Raw genomic sequence first — 20,413 nt, 5'->3', positions numbered from 1 at the left:
ATATTTCCGGAATGGGTTAACAGACGTGTATATAACCTTAATGAATGTTAAAAAATCAGGCGAGTAATTTATATCCGCGGCCACGGACATTCACGATCTGAATGCTTTCATCGTGACGCAGGTATTTGCGCATACGGGCAATGTATACATCCATATTCCGGGCGTTGAAGAAGCTGTCGTCGCCCCAGAGGCTCAGGAGCATCTCTTTGCGGGAAGTGATATTGTTGAGGTTATCGGCCAGCATCTTCAGAATATCGGCCTCACGTTGGGAAAGGCGTTGTATATCGCCGCCGTAGTGCAGCTCCTGCCGCGGGTAATCAAATACAAATCCGCCAAGCCGGATATGGCCAGGAGCCTGGGTTGTGGCTGCCGGCTGTTCTCTTGTTCTTTTCAGCAGTGCGTGAATGCGCAATATCAGTTCTTCCATGCTGAAGGGTTTCTTGATATAATCATCGGCGCCGGCATGAAAGCCTTTCAGCACATCCTGTATCTCGCTTTTAGCAGTAAGAAATATCAGGGGCGTGCGGGTATCCATAGCACGGATTTCCTGCACCAGCGTAAGCCCGTCCTTCTTGGGCATCATAATATCAATCACACAAACATCTGGTTTCAGTTCACTGTACAACCTCCACCCATCCTGACCGTCAGCAGCATAAGTTACGTCAAACCCTTTCATTTCAAGGGTTTCCTTTACGACACCGGCCAGTATGGCTTCATCTTCTACCAGCAGTAATCTGATTCGTTCATTCATTTCTTTATCAGTTCAATTGTAAAAATGGCGCCCTGCCCGAGTGTGCTGTCAACACTGATCGTTCCGCCGACCTTCTGTAGCAGGCTTTTCACATGACTCAATCCCAGTCCATATCCTTTCACATCATGGATATTTCCCTGTGACACGCGGTAAAACTTATCAAAGATATAAGGCAGATGTTCTTTGGAAATTCCTATACCATTGTCTTTGATGATAAAACGGTAGTGCTGACTATCTTCACGTACCTTTATCTGTACCTCTTTATCCGCAGCAGGCGTATATTTTATGGCATTATCCAGCAGGTTGGAGAGAATCGTTTTCAGTGCTTCCGGCTGTGTAAGCAGGTACTCCTGCGACAGTTGTATATCCGTGTGAAGATGCACGCCTGGCAGGCTGATGAAACGAGCAGACACGGCTTTCAGCAAGTCAGGAATGGATACGTTCTCTTCGGATTCCCCGTTATCGTCTCTGTGTTCGAGCCGGGTAAGCGCCAGGATATTATCTACCAGCCCCTGTAGTTTGTGCAATTCATTTTGTTCCAGCCGGAGATACCGTTCTGTTTTCTCTGCATCCTTTATGCCTTCGAAGGTAAGCAGCGCTTCGTTGGTGGCAGATAATATAGCCACCGGCGTTTTCAACTCGTGGGTAATATTGCTGATGAAATCGTTTTTCATCGCTTCGAGTTTTTTCTGGCGGATGATAATACTCCACAACACCCATATGCAGCCAATAATCAGCATCACAAGAAGGAAAGACAACACAATGGGCCAGAGTATCTTAAACAGCAATAGTTTACTAAGGTTCGCGAAATGGGCTGTTACTATCAACGATGAGCCAACAATAGTATTAGATACAATACTGACGGCGCCCGGTACCATTTTTCCCTTATTTTGCACGCTTAATGTAAAGGGCAGATCAATATGCCGTTGCAACAACTCTTTCGTGTAGTTCTTCCTCAGTACCGCAGTATCAGGTTTTACAATATTACTGAAAGACAATATACTGGCCATGAAGCGATCCTTGTCCGTACCCATTTCATTCATTCCGAAGTTCATTTCATACGAGGTATCTGCAACTTTACTTCCTTTATGGTCGGTAGCGGCAAACAACTTTACAGTGGCTGGCAAACTGTCCGGGATGATATTCTCTGCGATCATGGATGCTCCCCCTAAGATCTTAGGTGTGATTGTCTTACCAACGATTCTCTTCTTAATCCGGGAAGTATCATGTAGTGCATTTTCATTGAAGTTCGCCGATGCTTTTTTCCCATCAAGGCTCTTCACACCAGCGATTACCGCTTTGTCATATGCCTGCTGCAAAGCATCTGTAGCCACCTGCCTAAAGCTGGCCTGCTGACTGAGATAAGCATTCCGCAGCCAGTAAAGCTGGAATATCAGTACCGCCAGAGCGGTGGGTATTGCGATCCACCAGATGCGTTTTACGATGAAGTCCATAGTACAAAGATAACTGATGCGGGGGTGCAATCAACCGGCTTTTAACACTCATTAACACTATTGCAGGAGTGTTTAACAGTCAGTATATTTGAATTGTATTCAAACGGTGTTCTGATGGCGATTATATTATCACCCGGTATTTTTTTTGGTGAAGAGAAGAAGGTGCATGAAAATGCATTTTTCCGGATGAATATTGCTCATTATGACCCATACACCGACATCCGCGAACATCACCATGAAAACGCCTATCTGAGCCTGTTGATCAAAGGCGACTATCACGAGAAAAACCGAAAGGAGCAGCATACCCTTGCCTCCGGGGAATTTATTTTCCGCCCGGCGGGATACAATCACGCCAATCACTTTATGGACCGGGGCGGCAGTTGCCTGAACATCGAATTCAAGCAGGATATATTGCAGCAGCATGAGTTATATCTTTCTTTCCCGGAAAAGGCGACGCGCTACAAGGTGGGTACTTTTACCAGTCTGTATAAACTGTTGTACTGTTTTATCAAAGACATTGATAACGGTATGCCGGAAGACTATATCATCAACTGGCTGGCAGACAACAAACCCGGTAACATAGCACTGCGTCTGCCCTGGTTGCCGCAAGCTATACATATTCTCGAAACGGAATTTGATGTACATCACAGCATCCGCTCTCTTTCTGAGCGGGTACATGTTCATCCGGTATATCTGGCCCGGGCTTTCAAAGAACGCACCGGCTTCACGCCAGGGGAATACCAGCTGAAGATGCGCGTACAGCGCACTATGGAATTGCTTTTCAGTACTAATCTATCTGTCACGCAGATCGCCTATGCCGCCGGTTTTTCTGATACGGCGCATATGATCCGGTCGTTCCGGCTTTTCTATCCATTCTCTCCGCATAAATTCCGGATGTCTTTAAAAAGTTAATCCGGTACAATTTTTATTGGGCAGGTTTGTATTCCTTTACAGAAAAAAAGGAATGCCATACCTCAGCCGATACTGCCAACTGTTCACGCTTATCCTCCTGCTTGCCGCATCCACCCTTTATGGCCAGGAGCAGCTACAATACGATATTCATGTTAAAGCCGACCTGCAAGGCCAGCAAATGATCACAGACGGCACGCTCTCTTTCAAAGCCAACACTGATACCAGGGACTCTGTCATTATCTATATTACCCGTACGGAACCGCAGCCGGAAATACGGCTGCTCACAAAGGGCATTACCATATTGAAAACCACCGCCACTGCAGAGGCGGATGACTATACAGCCTACCGGCTGGAGTTTTCCCGTCCTGTGGCAGCGGGAACCATGCTTACTTTCTCTTACCATATTGAACGCGGCGCCAACAGAACCTTCCAGTATTATATCGATAGTACCTTCTGCATGGCAGGAGGCTATGGTACCGCGTGGTATCCTCAGGTGATGGCGCCTGCTGCTGATGGCAGCCGCTCTCATGTAAAAGGTACCGGCACTATTACGGTGACTACCGCAGCGCGTCTTACATCTGTGGTGACAGCCAGCACATTCGAAAGTAAGGTTAGCCAGGGTATGAAGACGACGCGGTTTACCTGTGCGCAGCCGGATATCTTCTCATTGTATATCGGGGAATATAACAGGCATGACTACACAAGTAATGTGCCCTTCTATTCCTACAACCTGCGAGGTACCCCTGCGGACAGCACCGTACCCGCAAAGGCTGCGGCAGTGCTGCAATACCTGGCTACACAGTTTGGACCGCTGAAGGTACCCAACTTCTCTATTATCGAGTTCCCGGAAAATGTATCTTCCCTCACCGGCATCGGCGGAGCAAGCCTGCTGGGCGGTGTGCTCATGCCAACCAGCGCTATCAGGCGTTTCAATTATGCACTCTTCGGACATGAGCTGTCGCACCAGTGGTGGGGCAACCTCATCATCTCCAGGGGCAAGAAAGGCAATGGCATGGTGTCTGAGGCCCTCGCCCAGTATGGCTCGCTTCAAACGGTAGCACACTTTGACAGCGCTGGCGCCATGCTTTACCGTAAGACGGGCTACCCCGGCTATATCCCTGATCAATCCGGATTCGGGTACCTCAAAAATGTAGCTGCCGGCAACGACGAACCACTTGTGAGCCTTACCGGCGGCAATGACCATATCATTGGCGACAGCAAAGGATTCATGGTACTGGAGCTACTGGCAGCAACGGTTGGCAAACCTCTTTTCCATGCCACGCTGCGGAAAATAGTGAGCACCTACAGCGCTACAGGTCTCAGCTGGGAAAACTTCCTGCAGGAAATAGACAAAGCACACGGCAGCAGCCTGGACTGGTTCTATCAGCAATGGTTTGAGCGCCTGGGCGCGCCGGCATGGCAAAGCAGCTGGCAACAGCAACAGCAGACCTTACAGCTGACCATTACCCAGACCGACAGTATCTACCGCCTACCTTTGGAAGTGGCTGTTACCTATACCAATGGTGAAACGGTCATGCACCATATCAACATACAAGAAAAGATCAGCCAGCTGCAACTGCCCGTTAATGGCCAGGTACAGACTGTTGTAACAGATCCGCATTTCCGTGTGCTGCACTGGGACGATTCGCTGAAACCCGCCGCCATCGCTACCAGCAAGGTCACCAGGGTACAGCAGTTGCGTATAGCGGGCAAGAGTGCGGAAGCGGAGAAACTCGCTAATACTTATCTGCAGGAAGACTTCGGAGATGATAAGTATGGCGTACAGTTTTCATTGCTGTATCTGTCAGGCAGAATGAAAGGCAACCAGCAGAAGAATGACGAAGCTCTCAGGCTGTATAAACAGGCACTTCAGTGCACTGTTCAACCAGCAGAGCTGCTGGCCCTCACCTACTACCGGATAGCGCAGATAGCCGTTGCGAAGAAAGACAATGACCTGTTGAAATGGGCTTCAGACAATGCACTCAGGGCTGATGCACAGAACAACAACAATGATCATATGGAGGACATGATAAGACTCCTGCAGGTTTCTGCCACGAAGTAACAATTAATAATTATTTTGGGTAGTACAGCATCTGTGAAAACATTATGATCAAGAACTACCTGAAAATCACCTGGCGGCAGCTGCGCAAAGACCGTCTTTTCACTATCCTCAATCTCACGGGCCTGTCCACTGGTCTCGCCTGTGCACTGCTGGTATGGTTGTGGGTGTATAATGAATTGTCATTTGACCGCTTTCATGAAAAGACGAGCCAGCTGTACCAGGTGATGGAACATCAGTCGCATGCAGACGGCATCAAGACTACGGCCGAAACACCTGCCCTGCTTGCGGAAACACTGGCCGCCGGCATGCCGGAAGTTGTGCATGCCGCTGCCAGTACACCGCCATCATGGTTTCCGAAAGCAGCTATTATGGCTGATAACAGGCGGCTCAAAGGCGCTGTGCTGTTTGCCGGAAAAGATTACTTCAACATATTTTCTTATCCACTGCAACAAGGCAATCCTCAGCAGGTACTGGCCGACAAAAACAATGTGGTGATTTCTGCCGCTCTGGCTGAGAAATTGTTTCATACAACCGATGCTGTTGGTAAAACTATCTCCTGGCAAATTGACCATTTTAATAAAACTGCGACCGTTGCAGGTGTTTTCAGCGGTGTTCCCGCCAACTCTTCCGTACAGTTCGATTTTGTGCTGTCTTTCGAAGTGTTTAAAGACATGATGAACATCAAGGCACCGCTGGCACCGCAGGGGCCCTTCTCTACTTATGTGGAACTGCGCGGGGGCACAGATGTACAACGTTTCAACGAAAAGCTCAGCCAGCTGATGACCAGCACGGGCAATGGCTCTGCCAGGCAATTGTTCCTGAAGCCTTACGGTGATAACTACCTCTATGGTAATTATGAAAATGGAGCGGTAAGCGGCGGACGTATCTGGTATGTAAGGCTGTTTTCTCTTATTGCGGTATTTATTGTTGTCATCGCCTGTATTAATTTTATTAACCTCTCTACAGCAAAGGCTTCCCGGCGGTTAAAGGAAACGGGTATACGAAAGTCTATCGGCGCCAGTCGTGCAGCACTGATCCTGCAATACCTGGGAGAGTCTATGTTGCTGACCTTCGTAGCCATGCTGGCTGCTTTACTGCTGGTAATACTGTTGTTGCCTGCTTTCAATCATATTACGGGCAAAAGTCTTTCCCTTCAAGCAGATATACGGTTGTTGTTTTCCTTTCCTTTAATTGCTTTTGTTACGGGTTTACTGGCCGGCAGCTACCCAGCCTTTTATTTATCCGGTTTCAACCCTGTGACAGTACTGAAAGGCAGGCTACAGAGCGGCACTGGCGGCTTATGGGCGCGCCGGGGATTGGTCATATTCCAGTTCACGACATCGGTTGTGTTCATCGTAGCGGTGATCATCGTGTACAGGCAACTAGTTTATGTACAGTCCCGCAGCCTGGGCTATGACAAGGATCATGTGATCTGCTTTGATGCAGAAGGCAAAGTGCCTGGCAACATGGATGCATTTCTCAGTGAGGTAAAAAAGATTCCGGGTGTGCAGCAAGCTTCCAGTATGGTAGGCACTGTATTGTCGGCACCATCTGCGGGCATCTCGTGGAAAGATAAAACTATCCTGTTCAGGCCATTCCCTGTGAACTACGACATGATAGAGACGTTGAATATACAAATGGCTGCGGGCCGCAGCTTTTCGAGGAACTATGGAGCAGATGCCAGTGGTATTATTTTAAATGAAGCAGCCCTTAAGGAAATGCAGCTGGAAGATCCGCTGGGAAAGGTCATTTCATTTGGAGGCAAGAATGTGACGGTAACGGGTATCGTAAAAGACTTTCATTTCCAGTCGCTCCATGAAACTGTGAAGCCGCTATTCTTCATGCTGGAGAAAGGCGGAGGCACTGTAATGGTGCGGATCAGCGCGGGTATGGAGAAGCAGGTGATCAGCAGGCTGGAAGATTTTTACAGGAGGTACAATCCGGGATTTACATTCGACTGGACCTATCTTGATTCCGACTACCAGGCGCAATACGCATCAGAGAAAAAAGTGGCGGCACTGGCGGAATACTTTGCGGGATTGGCAGTCTTGATCTCCTGTCTCGGACTGTTTGGCCTGGCGGCTTACACCGCAGAACACAGGCGCAGGGAAATAGGTATCCGCAAGGTGCTGGGTGCAACGGCCGGCAATATCATGTTGATGCTATCCGGTGATCTGCTGAAGGCTGTAGCTACGGCGGTATGCATTGGCATACCGTTCTCGTGGTGGCTGATGCAGCAGTGGCTTAATGGCTATGCCTATCATGTACAGCCGGGAGCAGAAGTGTTTATTGCAGCTGCATTAATGATGATACTGATTACGTTCTTCACGGTCAGTGTCCAGGCGGTAAAAGCAGCAACTGCTAACCCGGTGAAGAATCTCCGTTCCGAATAAGTAACACCCGATCATATTTTAATTAGCCCGGATCGCCCTTACAGTGGGTTTTCCGGGCTTTTTTGGTTGAAAAAGCGCAGTATGCGTTTACTTATAAAATGTGTAAGGACATCATTGTTCACGTCCTTGTTTCAAAAACAGATTTGCTCAGATGCATGCAGGGCATAACAATCCCTTTGGGTCATCATTTCCTGTTATGTAAAAAGTAAATAATCGCAGTGCACGGAGATGAGCTATTGTATGCTCACCTGGTGGCTCATAAAAACTCAATGGATAATTCTCTTGAATACAAGCTTATGTTTACAGATTTTGTTTGTTGTTGTTAAACGCTCAGTCGTCAGGTTATTATTATAAAGGACTCCAAACATGTTTATCAGTAAGGATTTCGACGGTTCAGATTTTGGCTCTTTTCAAATTTGCATTTCAAATGTAGGTAAAAAAGTTATTGGACAAATTTTTTTTCAGAAGAAATACTTTTCGCACCTCTTAATTGTTTTCATAAAAACCAATGCAGTATTACATTTCGCCCGACAGACAATCTACAAACCAGGTATACTAAGCATGCTATGTATCATTTTCACCGAATATGGTCTTATTTAAACCCATCATTGTTTGATGAAAATGCTATAACGGTTTTGTTTTGAAATCATTTAACAGATTTCAGTAGAAAAGCCTGTATCTCCTTATGAAAAGGAGATACAGGCTAATATTACAAAGGTAGTAGCTTATCTGTACAAACCAGCGAGCGCGGTAGTATCACCAATAGTAAACGGACGGTCAGTGCCATCACTGCAAGCCAGCATCCATGATTTAGCTTCAGGATCCTTAGGTGTGCCAGGAATCCAGACAGCGCCAACACCGGCATCACCTTCATTAGCATCGACAAAATAGTCCCAAAATGACTGGTAACCACAGCTGTACTGCCGCCTCATATAGTCAGAATGGCGGAATCCAATAGCATGGCCTATTTCATGCGCTACTACCGTAGTGAATTCACCAATATTTCGATAGTTATTGGTGTAGTACGCACTATTGAGTTTGATAGGTGTAGCGGGATTACCCTTGTCGTCCGGGAAGCCAGCAGACTGCCCCAGGATAGTTTGCCCACTGGGTGTTTTGCCGAGGTCTTCCCCTTTGATAGTAATATCCGGTGATTCGGTAGTCGCTACTCTTTTGAAAGTAAGCCGCAGGTTGCGTGCATTGTAACGCGCAATTGCCCCGTCTGTAGCTACTTTGTACAGTGAGTCAGAAGCGCCGGCGTCCACAGCGATTTTAATTACCCTTGGCAATCCCTTCACTATATTATTAGTACGGTACTGCTCTGTCTGCGGGCCTTTTTTCATCAGCGTTGCTATTTCAGCAGCGAATGTACCCAACTGGGCGTCGGTAATAAAAATATCCCCTTCAACAATATACCCACCACTCACTCTGTAAGCGTAGGATGGTGAGAAACCAGCTTTAGCAATTTTCACTGCCTCTTCTTTTGTAACGGAAACATTATTTGCGTTAAGCGGATCTGGTCCGCTCTTACCTGCGTCATTTTTGTTACACGCAGTAAATACAAGTGTTGCGCAGCATACGGGCAACATGAATTTCAAGAGTGCTCTCTTCATAGAATGTTGATTTTAGAAATTGGTTAAGAAATGAAAACAAAAAACGCTCATGGGGCATCTCTCTGTATGCCCACTTATCAGTAATTATCTACATGAAAAAGTCATCGCAATGCGATACTGACAGGTAATAACAAACCTCGTTATTATTTAGCTGAATTGGCTAACAACATATCCAACAGTTATTCTTTTTTGGTTAAACAGATTTGCTACAATACAATCTGGTGCTAATATTTCGACAGTTTATATATCAGGCGTCCTAACATTCATTGATCACAATCAGATCTTGGTATATCAAATTTAAGATTAAAAAAGTATCGGCAAAATTTTTTTTTGAACGCCTCTGCTACAGCAATATGTTTCTCACCCAGTTATTGATATACTGGCGGGCTTCTTCTGAAAAAGGGAGTGTAGCCGTTCCTGTATAACAACGTGGAGACACCCGGAAACGATGGTTAGTGGCTTTTATCAGGGCCACTTGTATAAACGGCGGATAACCGGCGGGAAATATTGTCTTCAATGCAGATAAACAATGCGTGGCCGACACGCGGGCATCATTCTCACAGAATAAATACAGCAATGGCTTCTGAATCTTTTTAATATATGGTGCTATTTCAAAGCGGCGGGTTACAGACAACTGCTTCCATTCCTCCCGCAATGGGAACAGCATAGACATGAATATCTCCACCTCCAGGGTAATACGCGCCTTACGGACAGCTTCCCATTCCGATACGCTATCCTGGCACATGGCGCTGCCTGCCAGTTCATCTGTCACCTGGTTGCGCAGGTTCAGTGCAGACCCGGCCATAGAGATGCCGCCTGCAAAAGCAGACGGATACTCCGCCAGGCACAACTGCACCACCCATCCGCCTTCGCCGTGACCTACGAGGGCAATGCGGCGGTTATCGATATACGGCAACGTTTTCAGATAATCAGCTGCCGCCTTCACATCAGCAGCACGCTCTTCAAACGTGGTGTTGTACCAGCTTCCTTCCGACTCCCCTACTCCTCTCTTGTCCATGTACAACAACACGACGCTATCTTCCGGCAGATTATCCTGCAGCATATATTGCAACAGGGCAGGATAATGCGAGGATGCATAGGAGATATTGCCACCGGAGCCGGCGCAGAAGATAATGACCGGTAGTTTGTGCGTATGCCGGGAAGGCGCTATGATCCTTCCTTTCAGCCAACGGGAACCGCTCATAAAAGACACCGGCTTTCCTTTCTTCATCGCAGCGCTGTCTGGCTCCATAAGTGCCGGCTTTGAGAAGAACAGCCCCGGATGTATGAAATGCGCATACAGGGAGATTGCCGCAATGATCAGTACTGTTTTCAGCAGCCTGCGGAAAAACGTTCGTCTTCGTTTCAATGACATAGCGGTAATATTTTTGAATTTTGGGATGTAGGAATTTAGGTATTTTTTTAAATGCAGCGAAGAATAGTCGAATATTTCCCTCTTTCTGGTATGCTAATTTTACTCTTTACTGCATTTAAAAAATTCTTACATCCCAAAATTCAAAACTTCCAGCCACCTGCTGTTTGTTGTATCTGCCAGAGGCGTCTGTATAATCCATCCTGCGCTATCAGCTCTTCATGTGTACCACAAGCATCTATCTGCCCGTTGTTCATCACCAGTATAGCATCTGCATCCCTGATGGTGACAAGTTTATGTGCGATCACGATGACCGTTTTGTCTTTCACCAGTTCCTGGATGGCCTGCTGGATGTACACTTCATTCTCGGGGTCGAGCGAAGCGGTGGCTTCATCCAGCAAAATGATGGGCGCATCCTTGAGTAAAGCCCTCGCGATGCTGATGCGTTGCTGCTGCCCACCCGATAACTTATTCCCGCCTTCGCCGGCAGGAGAATGAATACCGTCGTGCATTTCCATTGCAAAATCAAGTACCATAGCCTTTTCCGCGGCCCTTAACACTTCTTCTTCTGTAGCATCCATCTTTCCGTAGCGGATATTGTTGTAAATGGTATCATCAAAAAGATACACATCCTGGAACACTTCACTGATAAGGCTATACGTAGTTTCCGGCGCCATGTCGCGCACATCAACGCCGCCTATTTTCACGCTGCCTTCCTGTACATCCCAGAAACGTGCTACCAGCGCCGCGATGGTAGATTTTCCGGAACCGGAAGGGCCGACCAGCGCCAGCATGCTTTTCTCCGGCACCCGGAAACTTACATCCTCTAAAACTTTCTTCCCCGTATGATAAGAGAAATGCACGTCGCTGAAAGTCACATCATATTCCGAAGGCGTTACACCGCGGCCGGCAGACTGTTCCGGCAGCCGCAATACATCTGTAACGCGCTGCAAACTGATGTTCATGTAGCGCAGGATGATATAATCTACCAGCACGATCTTCAGCGGGCCATACAGCCGGTAACCCAGTATCATAAAGGTGATCAGCGAAGCGGCCGTAAGTGTGCCCCCTGTAAAATAACCGGCGCCGGCGTAGAGCATCAGCAGGAAAAACAATTCCATGACCAGCGCTGCGGTAAGCACCAACGGGCCAGGAATGGCTTCTGTTCTGATACTGGTCTTGCGCAGATCATTCAGTGAGCGATCCAGCGAAGAAAAGCGGGAGCCGGTAAGTCCAAATGATTTGATATGCCGGATACCCTGCACATACTCGAGGAAGCGTGCACCTGTCTCGTTTCGTGCCTGCACATGTTTTGTCCCTTCTTCTCCTATCAGCCTGTCAGACAACAGCACCATGAGCCAGCTCAACGGCAGTGCAGCCAGTAGTACCAATGCCAGCCGCCAGTCGGTGATAAAGAGGAAGACAGACAGTATCAACGTTCCGAAAACGGCGCTGGCAATATTGCCGATGGTGTGCCCGAAAATCAATTCAAAGTTGGCCACATCCTGTAATACTACGGAGGCAAGATCACCGGGATCACGTTGTTTATAAATACCCATAGAAAGCCGCTGCAAATGATTACCGAGGCGGATGCGCAGGCTGGTGGAGATACTATAAGTCATGCTGTTACTGGCAATCAGTGTTTTTACTGACACAAATAGTTGCAGTACCAGCAGGCCCAGCATGATGAACACATAGCTCCAGAGTCGTAGCTGATGTACATTTCCGGAGAACAGTTCCTGTACTGTCAGCAACAGAAAGCCGGTAGGTACGGCAATGAATACCCCGTGCAGTATCTCCAGCAGGATGCTTTTGCGGACAGCAGCGGGCGCGGTTTTGAATGTATAGATTAGATTCCTGATCATTAGTAGAAGTATTTATAGTGCAAACTCTTTTGCCCGTATATGTGCGTGCCACATGCTGCTGTACAGCGGGCTTTCTTCCAGCAGCTCCGGGTGCGTACCCCATGCGGATACTGCGCCTTTGTCCATTACGATAATCTGATCACTGTTGGTGATGGTGCTCAGCCGGTGTGCAATGATGATGACTGTTTTATTACCGATAAGTTTACTGAATGCCTGTTGTATCAGGTATTCATTTTCCGGATCACTGAAAGCGGTGGCTTCATCAAGGATGAGTACCGGCGCATCTTTGAGGATAGCTCTTGCAAGCTGGATACGTTGTTGCTCCCCGCCGCTGAGGTGTGTGCCCTGTGCGCCCCACCGGGTCTGGTATTTCAGGGGCAGCTCCATGATAAAGTCATGGCAGCGGGCGGCTTTTGCTGCTGCAACAATCTCTTCTTCCGTTTTATTCATTCCCATGCGGATGTTTTCGTATATCGATTCGTTGAACATAAAGCTATCCTGGAAAACAAAGGCCACTTGTTGCATAAGTTGTTCCGGGCGTATATGACGGATATTTTTCCCGCCGATATATATGGCTCCCTCCTGTACGTCATGGAAACGGGCCACGAGCTGTGCGGCCGTGGACTTACCCGATCCGGAAGGCCCTACCAGTGCAGTTACAGACCCTTGTGGTACACGGATGCTTACATTGCGGAGTGCATATGCCTTGTTGTCGTAGCTGAAAGACACCCTGTCAAATGTTACGTTGTAATTATCCCCCAATGTCTCCTCGCCTGCTGTCTCCTGCTCCTGTCCGAATAAAATATCATCCAGCCGCTTTACACCATGATTGATGACGGAGATCTGCGGACCGATATTTATCAATGCGAACAACGGCCGGATATAACCTACGCCCAGCAATAGAAAGAGAAAGAACACGGCCGGCGTAACACCGCCTGTGAAATACAGGTACAATCCCGCTGCCAGCACAGGCAGTGTGGCATTGCTGATAAAGCTGATAAACATCCCCTGCGGCGGCGAGGCAATACGTATCCAATCCATTACCATTTCACGGAAACGGTACACGCTGCCGCTGTACTTTCCGAAGCTCTCCGCTGAATGGCCAAATATTTTCATCACCGGCATAGCACGCACAAATTCCACGATGCCCGCATTCATTTCTTCCAATGAACGATGATAAGCAGTCATCAGCGTCCTATTCTTTTTGTTGAACATCATTGGAATCACCACCGCTAACAGCATTATTGGTAAACAGCTTACCAGCGCCAGCAGCCAGTTGACTGTAAACAGATAAACCAGCGTTATGAGCGGCAATGCCATTCCTTTAATAAAATCCGGGATGCTGTGCGCGATAAAGTTTTCAATGCGTTCTATATCATCCGCCATTATTTTCTTCAGTGCGCCGGAATTATTGCTGTTAATAAATCCCAGTGGGAGCTTGCCAAGCTTGTCTGCCATCTGCCGGCGCAGTTCGTACAGTATATTGAATGCCGCCACATGGGAGGCCATGCCGGACGCATACAACAAGGCATAGGCGGCAGTCATGGCTATCACGGCCCAGATAATATTACTGCGGATCATCTCTGTATCAACCGGCGTGGTCAGCATAGCGCGGATTATGGTGCATACCAGTATATAGGGTACCAGCGCCAGCAGTGCATGCAGCACGGCCAGCACCGCCGACAGTATCAGCAGGCGTTTGCGCCGCCCCGCTATCTGCAGCAGCCGGCCAACGCCAGATACAGGTTTCTTGGAATTGCTCATTAGTAAATTTTTCGTGATAATTAATAATTACATTTGTACAAATGTGATACTTGTAGACGAAAGGGGTTTTACACGAGCGGGATTAAGTTTAATACAAAAAGTATTTTTTATGGGGATCATGTTCCAAGACACATCCGGCAGGTGGGTTGATCTGGGAGAACCGTTCCAGCATGTATTTACAGACAACAACCAGATACAGGTATGCGAAAGGCGTGAAAAGTTCAGTCATTCCCTGGGTGACATTGAACTGGTGCAGATCATTTTGCCCAACATCTACATTGTGCACGGCGACATGCGGCTGAAAGATCCAAAGTTCAGGGTACGTGCCACCAATACTTTCGACACGGTGGAGCTGCACTTTGCCCTCACTGGTGACGGCATCGTGGAGAATCACGTCTATAATGCCCGGTACAGCTTCAGCCCCAACATGCACAATATCTTTTACATGCCGGAACTTGATGGCATTGCCGCTTACTCCTGCAAGACGCCATTCACTTTTCTCGAAATACATTTGAAGCGTGATTATTTCCTCGCTATCACACAAAATACTACGCCTACGTTAGAACGCTTTGCCGAGAAAGTGGCGGGTAGCAAGTATGTAACTATCGGCAACGAATGCATGCCCATTACGCTGGATATGCACCGCTGCCTCCATGAAATTATCAATTGCCGCTTTAAGGGTGGGTTGAAACAACTTTTCCTTCAATCCAAATGCATAGAGCTGCTGGCGATGCAGGCAGAAGCCGTAGAAGCCGTTGCACATCCGGAAGATAAGCGTGTCCTGAAATCCGGTTACGAAAAAGATTGCATCCTATACGCACGCGAATACCTGTTGGAACATCTTACCGATCCGCCTTCGCTGCAGGAACTGGCCACCCTGGCCGGCACCAATACCTTCAAACTCAAAAACGGGTTCAGGGAATTATTCAATACGACTGTTTTTGGTTATCTCAACGAAGTAAAGCTCACCCAGGCCAGAGAGCTGCTGTTATCAGGGTTCACTATCAAAGATGTGGCAGACCAGCTGGGATATTCATCTGTACAGCATTTCGGGACAGCCTTCCGCAAAAAATTCGGCGTATCTCCGGGAAAGGCACGGTGATAAAATAAAAATCCGGGAACATGGTGTCATATTCCCGGATGTATAGCGTCAACTTATATCTCTATTGCTCCACGGTATCCATTTCTTCAGGCGGCGCAAAAGTAATCTGCTCTGTTATCTTTACCGGCAGCACTTTACCATCAGCAGTTACATATTCGTATGATTCACCTATCCGGCATAACGCCGGGAAGGAGTATTTAATAATGGTGGCGCCGCTAAAAACTGTTTCATCCAGCATCAAGTCGTTATACTGCGTTGTAGCAACAGGCTGGCCGTTTATACCGAGTATCGTGAAGAGACTTCCATTCATGCCGAGAAAACCTTTGCCATTGGCTTCTATCATAATCTTTTCATAACCAGGTGTGATGATCACTTTGCCATCAAGGGAAGCGAGGCCCAGTTTGTGACCATAGCTGCTGCCGTCCGCTTTCTGCAGCATCAGGTATTTGCCCACTGCCAGATCATCCGGATAGTTGCTGGATGCACGTTCGTATTCTACCGGAACAATTATCCTGCCGGTGCTGTCGGCGAAACCATACAACCACTGGCTGGTACGTTCATCTCCTGGTTTTTTACGAAAGAGCGCCAGTGCACCGTTTGGCAGGATGGCCACATCATCATAATCAACAGGTACTACGGTTTTACCTGTTACATCTACAAAACCGGCTTTGTTATTGGTTCTCACCACAGCTACCCCTGACTGGAACCAGGAGATACCTGACGTTTTCTCTGCGTCTGTTCCATTGTCTGTCATCGGAAAGGCAGCCGATACACTTTTGCCGGTCACTACATTCCAGAGGAACGATTTGCTTCCGTCAGAGACATTGAGTATCCCTTTTGCGGGGGTACCGCTTACTATTGTATAAGGCAACGGGGAGATCTTTTTTGTTGACAGGTTATATAGTGCGTACTGGTGTTGCTCACCCTTCTGTGATTCCAGCAGGTAAAGCTTTTCAGCTACCTGCAAGATATAATTATAAACGGGTTCCAACAGCTTATCACCGGCCTGGTTGTAAAGGCCATAGCGGGTTCCATAGCCGGGAGCGGGAATGTTTACACCTACTTCTATCAATGTGCTGTCGTTTTCCAGTGCCGTTATGGATTCGTATGCTGCCGGCGGTACAACCAGCTTTTTGTTTTCTGTATCATAGAGACCACGGCCGGCTGTTGTTTTTACTTCCAGGAAACGGGTGGCCAGTCCGGGTACGCTGCGATATTCCTCGTAAGCGGGTGGCAGTAACAGTACGCCGTCAACAGTATACAGTCCTTTCTGCTGCTTATATATCACCTCGATTGTGCCGGGGAGGTAGTTGTCGTGGTCCGTATAGGCCTCCACTTCGTGAAACGCAGGTTCCACCAGTTTTCCTGACGCGGGGTTATAGAGACCGTACAATGCTTTTTGTTTGAGCACATAGCGTTGTACAGTACTGCCATCGGCAGCTTCGGCTTTGAGCGATTCAATGGCATTGTAATTATTTTTCAGGAGGAGATTACCGGAAGTGTCTGCAAGATTGAAACCGCCATTGAGTGGTACTACGGCGTACAGATCATCATAACAAAACACGTCGCCGCTGAATTTCAGATCGGTCAGTATTTTACCGTTGTTGTTCACCAACCCTGTCTTGCCATTTTTGCTGACCTGTATGAGAGGGCCGCTTACAAAATCGGCGTAGGGGTATTTGATGGCATCGTAGCTGTAATCCAGCAGCTGTTGGCCATCTCTGGCTATCAGTCCATATTTGCCATTCTTTTTTGCAACGAGCATACTGTTGCCGATCACCTCTACGTCTGTATACTCTGGTTCGCCGTATACTTTTTGCTGCGGGATATTAACAACTACTTTTTTGCCGTTCTTTGTGAAGGCTTTCACCCATTCATCGCTGCGCATACTGAAGTGCTCGTGGTCGTATTCAAATGGTATCAATACTATGTTCGTAAAGCTTACCACACCCCATTTGCCATTCTTCCTGGCGTAGGCATAATCGCTTTTCCGGCCGCAGCCACCGCAGTAATCAAATTTCTCATATTCGGCAGGGATCACCAGTTTCTTCGCGGATACGCTGTAGACGCCCCATTTCCCGTGTTGTTTCACATCAAAATGATCATCATCCATTGCCCCCACATCTTCAAACTCCAATGGTACCAGCATGTTACCGCGCGTATCTGCTAATACCGATTTGCCGTTGCGTGATAGTACCAGGCATGTTTTCCATTTCAGCTCAATGGTATCATAATCCGGTTTTACCCACCATTTCCCGTTGCCCATGACGCCAACCTTTCCGTCTTTCTTTACAATAAGTAATTGCTCCTCTTCATTGTCGTGAATGTTAAGGTACCCATTGTGCAGGTCAGTGACACTGTCAACCGGATGATATGCCTGAATGATCTGGTCAAATGCCTTTGCACCGGTAGTATCTATGAACCAGCTTTTGTTATTGCTTTCTATGCGGGCCAATCCCTTCACGAATGTGGAGCCCTTCTGCCCTGCCGCTGCTATTGCGACGTGCAGTGAGATAATAGTAAGGGTTAAACGTAGTTTCATGCTACAGTTATTTTTAGTATGCATTGATTTCAGCGGCTTTATAAGGCAATGGATTTCCGTTCCTGTCCAGGTAATAGTACCATGTTCCTTTTTTAACCAGTACAGGGAAAATATTATTATTCCAGGAGTTGTTCTTCAGCAGTTCATCGTATTCAGCAGGGATCAGGATCCTGCCGCTGGCGTCCGCCAGTCCTTTCTTTCCATCTTTCTCCAGATCATATATACCGGAACTCTGATTATAGTCGATGTCACTGTACGCGGGCCCGAGTATGACCATTCTACCAATACGGTACCGGAGGCGTGCAACAATTTCCATTCTTTGCCAATCTGCACCTTTGCGAAGAGGCCATCGAAGCGGTTCAGCCAATCAGCCTGCTGTTGCGCGGTGGCTGGCAGGGGCAATAACCATGCAATAGCCAGGAGACCAGCTATGTACTTTATGTTTTTCATCATTACAACGGTCATGAATATATTATTTTCCCGACAGATGTAAAGATGCCGTTCTTTTACCTTCTGCCCTAACTTTTAACCTATATATACTATCTACAGAATAAGGGAGCGTATCTACAAAATATCTACAACAGCTATCAACCGGTAGCTGATAGCTGTTGGTATCGTTATTGGAGTTGCTTATATACGGCCCTGTCCATTTTTATATCCAGCTTCTTATACATCGCTGCCGGATCGAAGCCCTGGCGGCGGTATTCGGCCTGCACTACTTCGCGGGCATGCTGCAGGGCATTTTCACTGGCCCATACAGCAACGGTTACAACACTGAGGGCGCCATCTGCCTCCGTATGTTCATAGGCGTTATCTTCGATGAAGCCGGGCAGTGTTTTGATCAGCGCCCTGTTGATCTGTAATCTTTCTATAAATGTTGCTCTGGCTGCGGCGGGCATAGTGAATTTGTCGATGAATATCTGCCGGGTAGATGCGTGCTGGTTCATAGTTGTACTTTTTACGGTTTTGTTAGTAGATGTAGTTTGTGAAAATGACTGGCTGCTGCAAAGGAGCAGGATGCTCAGGAATGCGGGCAGCGATAGATGTTTCATACTATGTTTGTTTTTGTTAATGCAAACTTAGCAGGAAGAGCAGGGCAGGAATTGTAAAAAATCATTGATTTACCAGAAGGACCCGGTTTTGAAGAAATCGAGGGGGGACTGACCGGTGAAACGTTTGAAATCACGGATAAAGTGGGCCTGATCGAAATAACCGGCGGCATAAGCCAGAGAGGTGAGGCTGGCGCCGGGGGTATAAGTATTGATGAGATGCCGCAGCCGGATGATGCCAGCAAATTGTTTGGGTGTGGCTCCAATGGTTTTACGGAACCTTTTTTCAAAAGGATCGCGGCTGATGGGCAATGTCTTCATGAGTTCCTGAATGCGGATGTCGCCGTTGGCGGATCTGATTTGCCGTATCGCTTCATCTACCAGCAGATCGGTGGAATTGTCCGGCCTGAGCAGGCTACATAGTAATTCTTCCACAATAGCGATACGCTGCCGGTGCTGCTTCGCTTCTGACAACCGCTCCTCCGTTTCGTATATGCGCTGCCGTGGTATCAGGTCTCCAAGCGGCGTGCTGGCGTTAAACAGCTCATGCAACGGCTGCCTGAAAAAGGCAGACGGACCGCCATCGCGGAAAATTACCAGCAGCATAGCCGTATCTTTTTCATAGCTCAGCAACCTGGGCACCTGTCTGATACCCGCCATTCCTGACGACGGCAAAGAGAGGCCTACCCCTTCCTGCATACCGGCGACCGCGCCGCGTATCCTGAAAGACATCACCAGCGCGGTATCCGGCAACGTTCTGTTTACCATGCCATCTTCACTCTCTACTATCAGGTAACTACTGATAAAAGGCCGAAGAACAACTGACGGCTGTACTTTTGTTGTTTTAATTGTTGGCTGTGATTTATTGATGAGCGAAAAATGTCTGAACTGTGATTCGTTTGATTTTATTGATTTTTCTGATGAACGAAGATCAAAGCGAAGATAATGTAGTAACTTAAATGTTGATTAATGATGTATAAGTTAAACTCCCGTAAAAATCACTGTCCATGTCTTTACCTCATCTCACTACCACCCGGTTGAAACTGCGCGCACTTTCCGATCAGGATGCGCCACAGATACATGAGCTAAGAGCTGATCCCGATATTGCCAGTCTGCTGGGCCGTCCGGTTTCCGGAGGCATAGAAGATGCGCTCGCACATATCGACAGGATCAGGAAAGCGGAGCAATCCTGGTATTGGGCTATCACGCTGAAAGACGATGATACGCTGATAGGCACCATCTGTTACTGGAACCTGGAACCGGAAATAAAGAAAGCTGAATTAGGTTATGAACTGCTGCCCACTCATCACCGGAAGGGCTTCATTACAGAAGCGATCCGGGAGGTGCTGCGGTTTGGTTTTCATGAAATGGGAACAGACATCATTACCGCCCTCCCATCAGTAAATAACAAGCCGTCCATCGCTGTGCTGGAGCAGCTTGGTTTTTACGTCGATGAAAACTTTGCACCTACTGACGAAGATGAAGCTCTCTTAATCCCTTTTGTGTTGCGTAAGGCAGATTATGAGGGCTAGTA

At 47.7% G+C, this 20,413-nt stretch carries 15 protein-coding genes; 5 read left to right on the top strand and 10 right to left on the bottom strand.

Annotated elements, in window-relative coordinates:
• Positions 1–55: 55 nt before the first annotated feature.
• Both VM802_RS16240 and VM802_RS16235 read right to left on the bottom strand, forming a co-directional pair.
• Positions 56–751, bottom strand: a complete 696-nt coding sequence (locus tag VM802_RS16240) for a response regulator transcription factor (RefSeq protein WP_325532330.1) — start codon at positions 749–751, stop codon at positions 56–58.
• Positions 748–2,205 carry a sensor histidine kinase gene (locus VM802_RS16235; protein WP_325532328.1) on the bottom strand — a complete coding sequence of 486 codons (1,458 nt, stop codon included), beginning with the start codon at positions 2,203–2,205 and terminating at the stop codon, positions 748–750. The genes VM802_RS16240 and VM802_RS16235 overlap by 4 nt, the downstream gene beginning before the upstream one ends.
• A gap of 114 nt (positions 2,206–2,319) precedes the next feature.
• Here VM802_RS16235 and VM802_RS16230 point away from each other — a divergent pair, with 114 nt between their 5' ends.
• From VM802_RS16230 to VM802_RS16220, 3 genes are read left to right on the top strand one after another with little or no spacing between them, the layout of a single operon-like run.
• Entirely contained in the window at positions 2,320–3,117 is a 798-nt protein-coding gene (locus VM802_RS16230; RefSeq protein WP_325532326.1) for a helix-turn-helix transcriptional regulator, read from the top strand.
• A 52-nt stretch (positions 3,118–3,169) separates the two neighbouring features.
• Positions 3,170–5,179, top strand: coding sequence for a M1 family aminopeptidase (locus tag VM802_RS16225; protein ID WP_325532324.1), 2,010 nt, complete (start codon positions 3,170–3,172; stop codon positions 5,177–5,179).
• Positions 5,180–5,223: 44 nt separating this feature from the next.
• Positions 5,224–7,572, top strand: coding sequence for an ABC transporter permease (locus VM802_RS16220; protein WP_325532322.1), 2,349 nt, complete (start codon positions 5,224–5,226; stop codon positions 7,570–7,572).
• A 725-nt stretch (positions 7,573–8,297) separates the two neighbouring features.
• Here VM802_RS16220 and VM802_RS16215 read toward each other — a convergent pair.
• The 4 genes from VM802_RS16215 to VM802_RS16200 form a co-directional block, all read right to left on the bottom strand.
• On the bottom strand, positions 8,298–9,185 hold the full coding sequence (locus VM802_RS16215; RefSeq protein ID WP_325532321.1) for a M57 family metalloprotease: 888 nt from the start codon (positions 9,183–9,185) through the stop codon (positions 8,298–8,300).
• A gap of 343 nt (positions 9,186–9,528) precedes the next feature.
• Positions 9,529–10,560 carry an alpha/beta hydrolase family protein gene (locus tag VM802_RS16210; RefSeq protein WP_325532319.1) on the bottom strand — a complete coding sequence of 344 codons (1,032 nt, stop codon included), beginning with the start codon at positions 10,558–10,560 and terminating at the stop codon, positions 9,529–9,531.
• A gap of 140 nt (positions 10,561–10,700) precedes the next feature.
• Positions 10,701–12,422: an ABC transporter ATP-binding protein gene (locus tag VM802_RS16205; RefSeq protein WP_325532317.1), complete on the bottom strand. Its 1,722-nt coding sequence runs from the start codon at positions 12,420–12,422 to the stop codon at positions 10,701–10,703.
• Between the two features lie 12 nt (positions 12,423–12,434).
• Positions 12,435–14,186 carry an ABC transporter ATP-binding protein gene (locus tag VM802_RS16200; protein ID WP_325532315.1) on the bottom strand — a complete coding sequence of 584 codons (1,752 nt, stop codon included), beginning with the start codon at positions 14,184–14,186 and terminating at the stop codon, positions 12,435–12,437.
• Between the two features lie 109 nt (positions 14,187–14,295).
• Between VM802_RS16200 and VM802_RS16195 the strand changes: the two genes are divergently transcribed.
• Positions 14,296–15,288, top strand: a complete 993-nt coding sequence (locus tag VM802_RS16195; RefSeq protein ID WP_325532313.1) for a helix-turn-helix transcriptional regulator — start codon at positions 14,296–14,298, stop codon at positions 15,286–15,288.
• A gap of 61 nt (positions 15,289–15,349) precedes the next feature.
• Here VM802_RS16195 and VM802_RS16190 read toward each other — a convergent pair whose 3' ends face one another.
• The 4 genes from VM802_RS16190 to VM802_RS16175 all read right to left on the bottom strand — a co-directional run bounded on the left by VM802_RS16190 (position 15,350) and on the right by VM802_RS16175 (position 19,728).
• The gene (locus tag VM802_RS16190) at positions 15,350–17,830 is read right to left on the bottom strand and encodes a WG repeat-containing protein (protein ID WP_325532311.1); all 2,481 of its coding nucleotides are present in this window, start codon (positions 17,828–17,830) and stop codon (positions 15,350–15,352) included.
• 13 nt (positions 17,831–17,843) lie between these two features.
• On the bottom strand, positions 17,844–18,146 hold the full coding sequence (locus VM802_RS16185; protein ID WP_325532309.1) for a WG repeat-containing protein: 303 nt from the start codon (positions 18,144–18,146) through the stop codon (positions 17,844–17,846).
• Positions 18,147–18,447: 301 nt separating this feature from the next.
• Positions 18,448–18,882 (bottom strand): antibiotic biosynthesis monooxygenase, encoded by a 435-nt coding sequence (locus tag VM802_RS16180; RefSeq protein WP_325532307.1) that lies wholly within the window; start codon positions 18,880–18,882, stop codon positions 18,448–18,450.
• 69 nt (positions 18,883–18,951) lie between these two features.
• On the bottom strand, positions 18,952–19,728 hold the full coding sequence (locus VM802_RS16175) for a helix-turn-helix domain-containing protein (RefSeq protein ID WP_325532420.1): 777 nt from the start codon (positions 19,726–19,728) through the stop codon (positions 18,952–18,954).
• A 158-nt stretch (positions 19,729–19,886) separates the two neighbouring features.
• Between VM802_RS16175 and VM802_RS16170 the strand changes: the two genes are divergently transcribed.
• Entirely contained in the window at positions 19,887–20,411 is a 525-nt protein-coding gene (locus VM802_RS16170) for a GNAT family N-acetyltransferase (protein WP_325532305.1), read from the top strand.
• Positions 20,412–20,413: the final 2 nt, after the last annotated feature.

It is taken from the genome of Chitinophaga sp. (genome assembly GCF_035538455.1).
Lineage (GTDB): Bacteria > Bacteroidota > Bacteroidia > Chitinophagales > Chitinophagaceae > Chitinophaga.
This window is presented reverse-complemented; position numbering and strand designations above follow the sequence as displayed.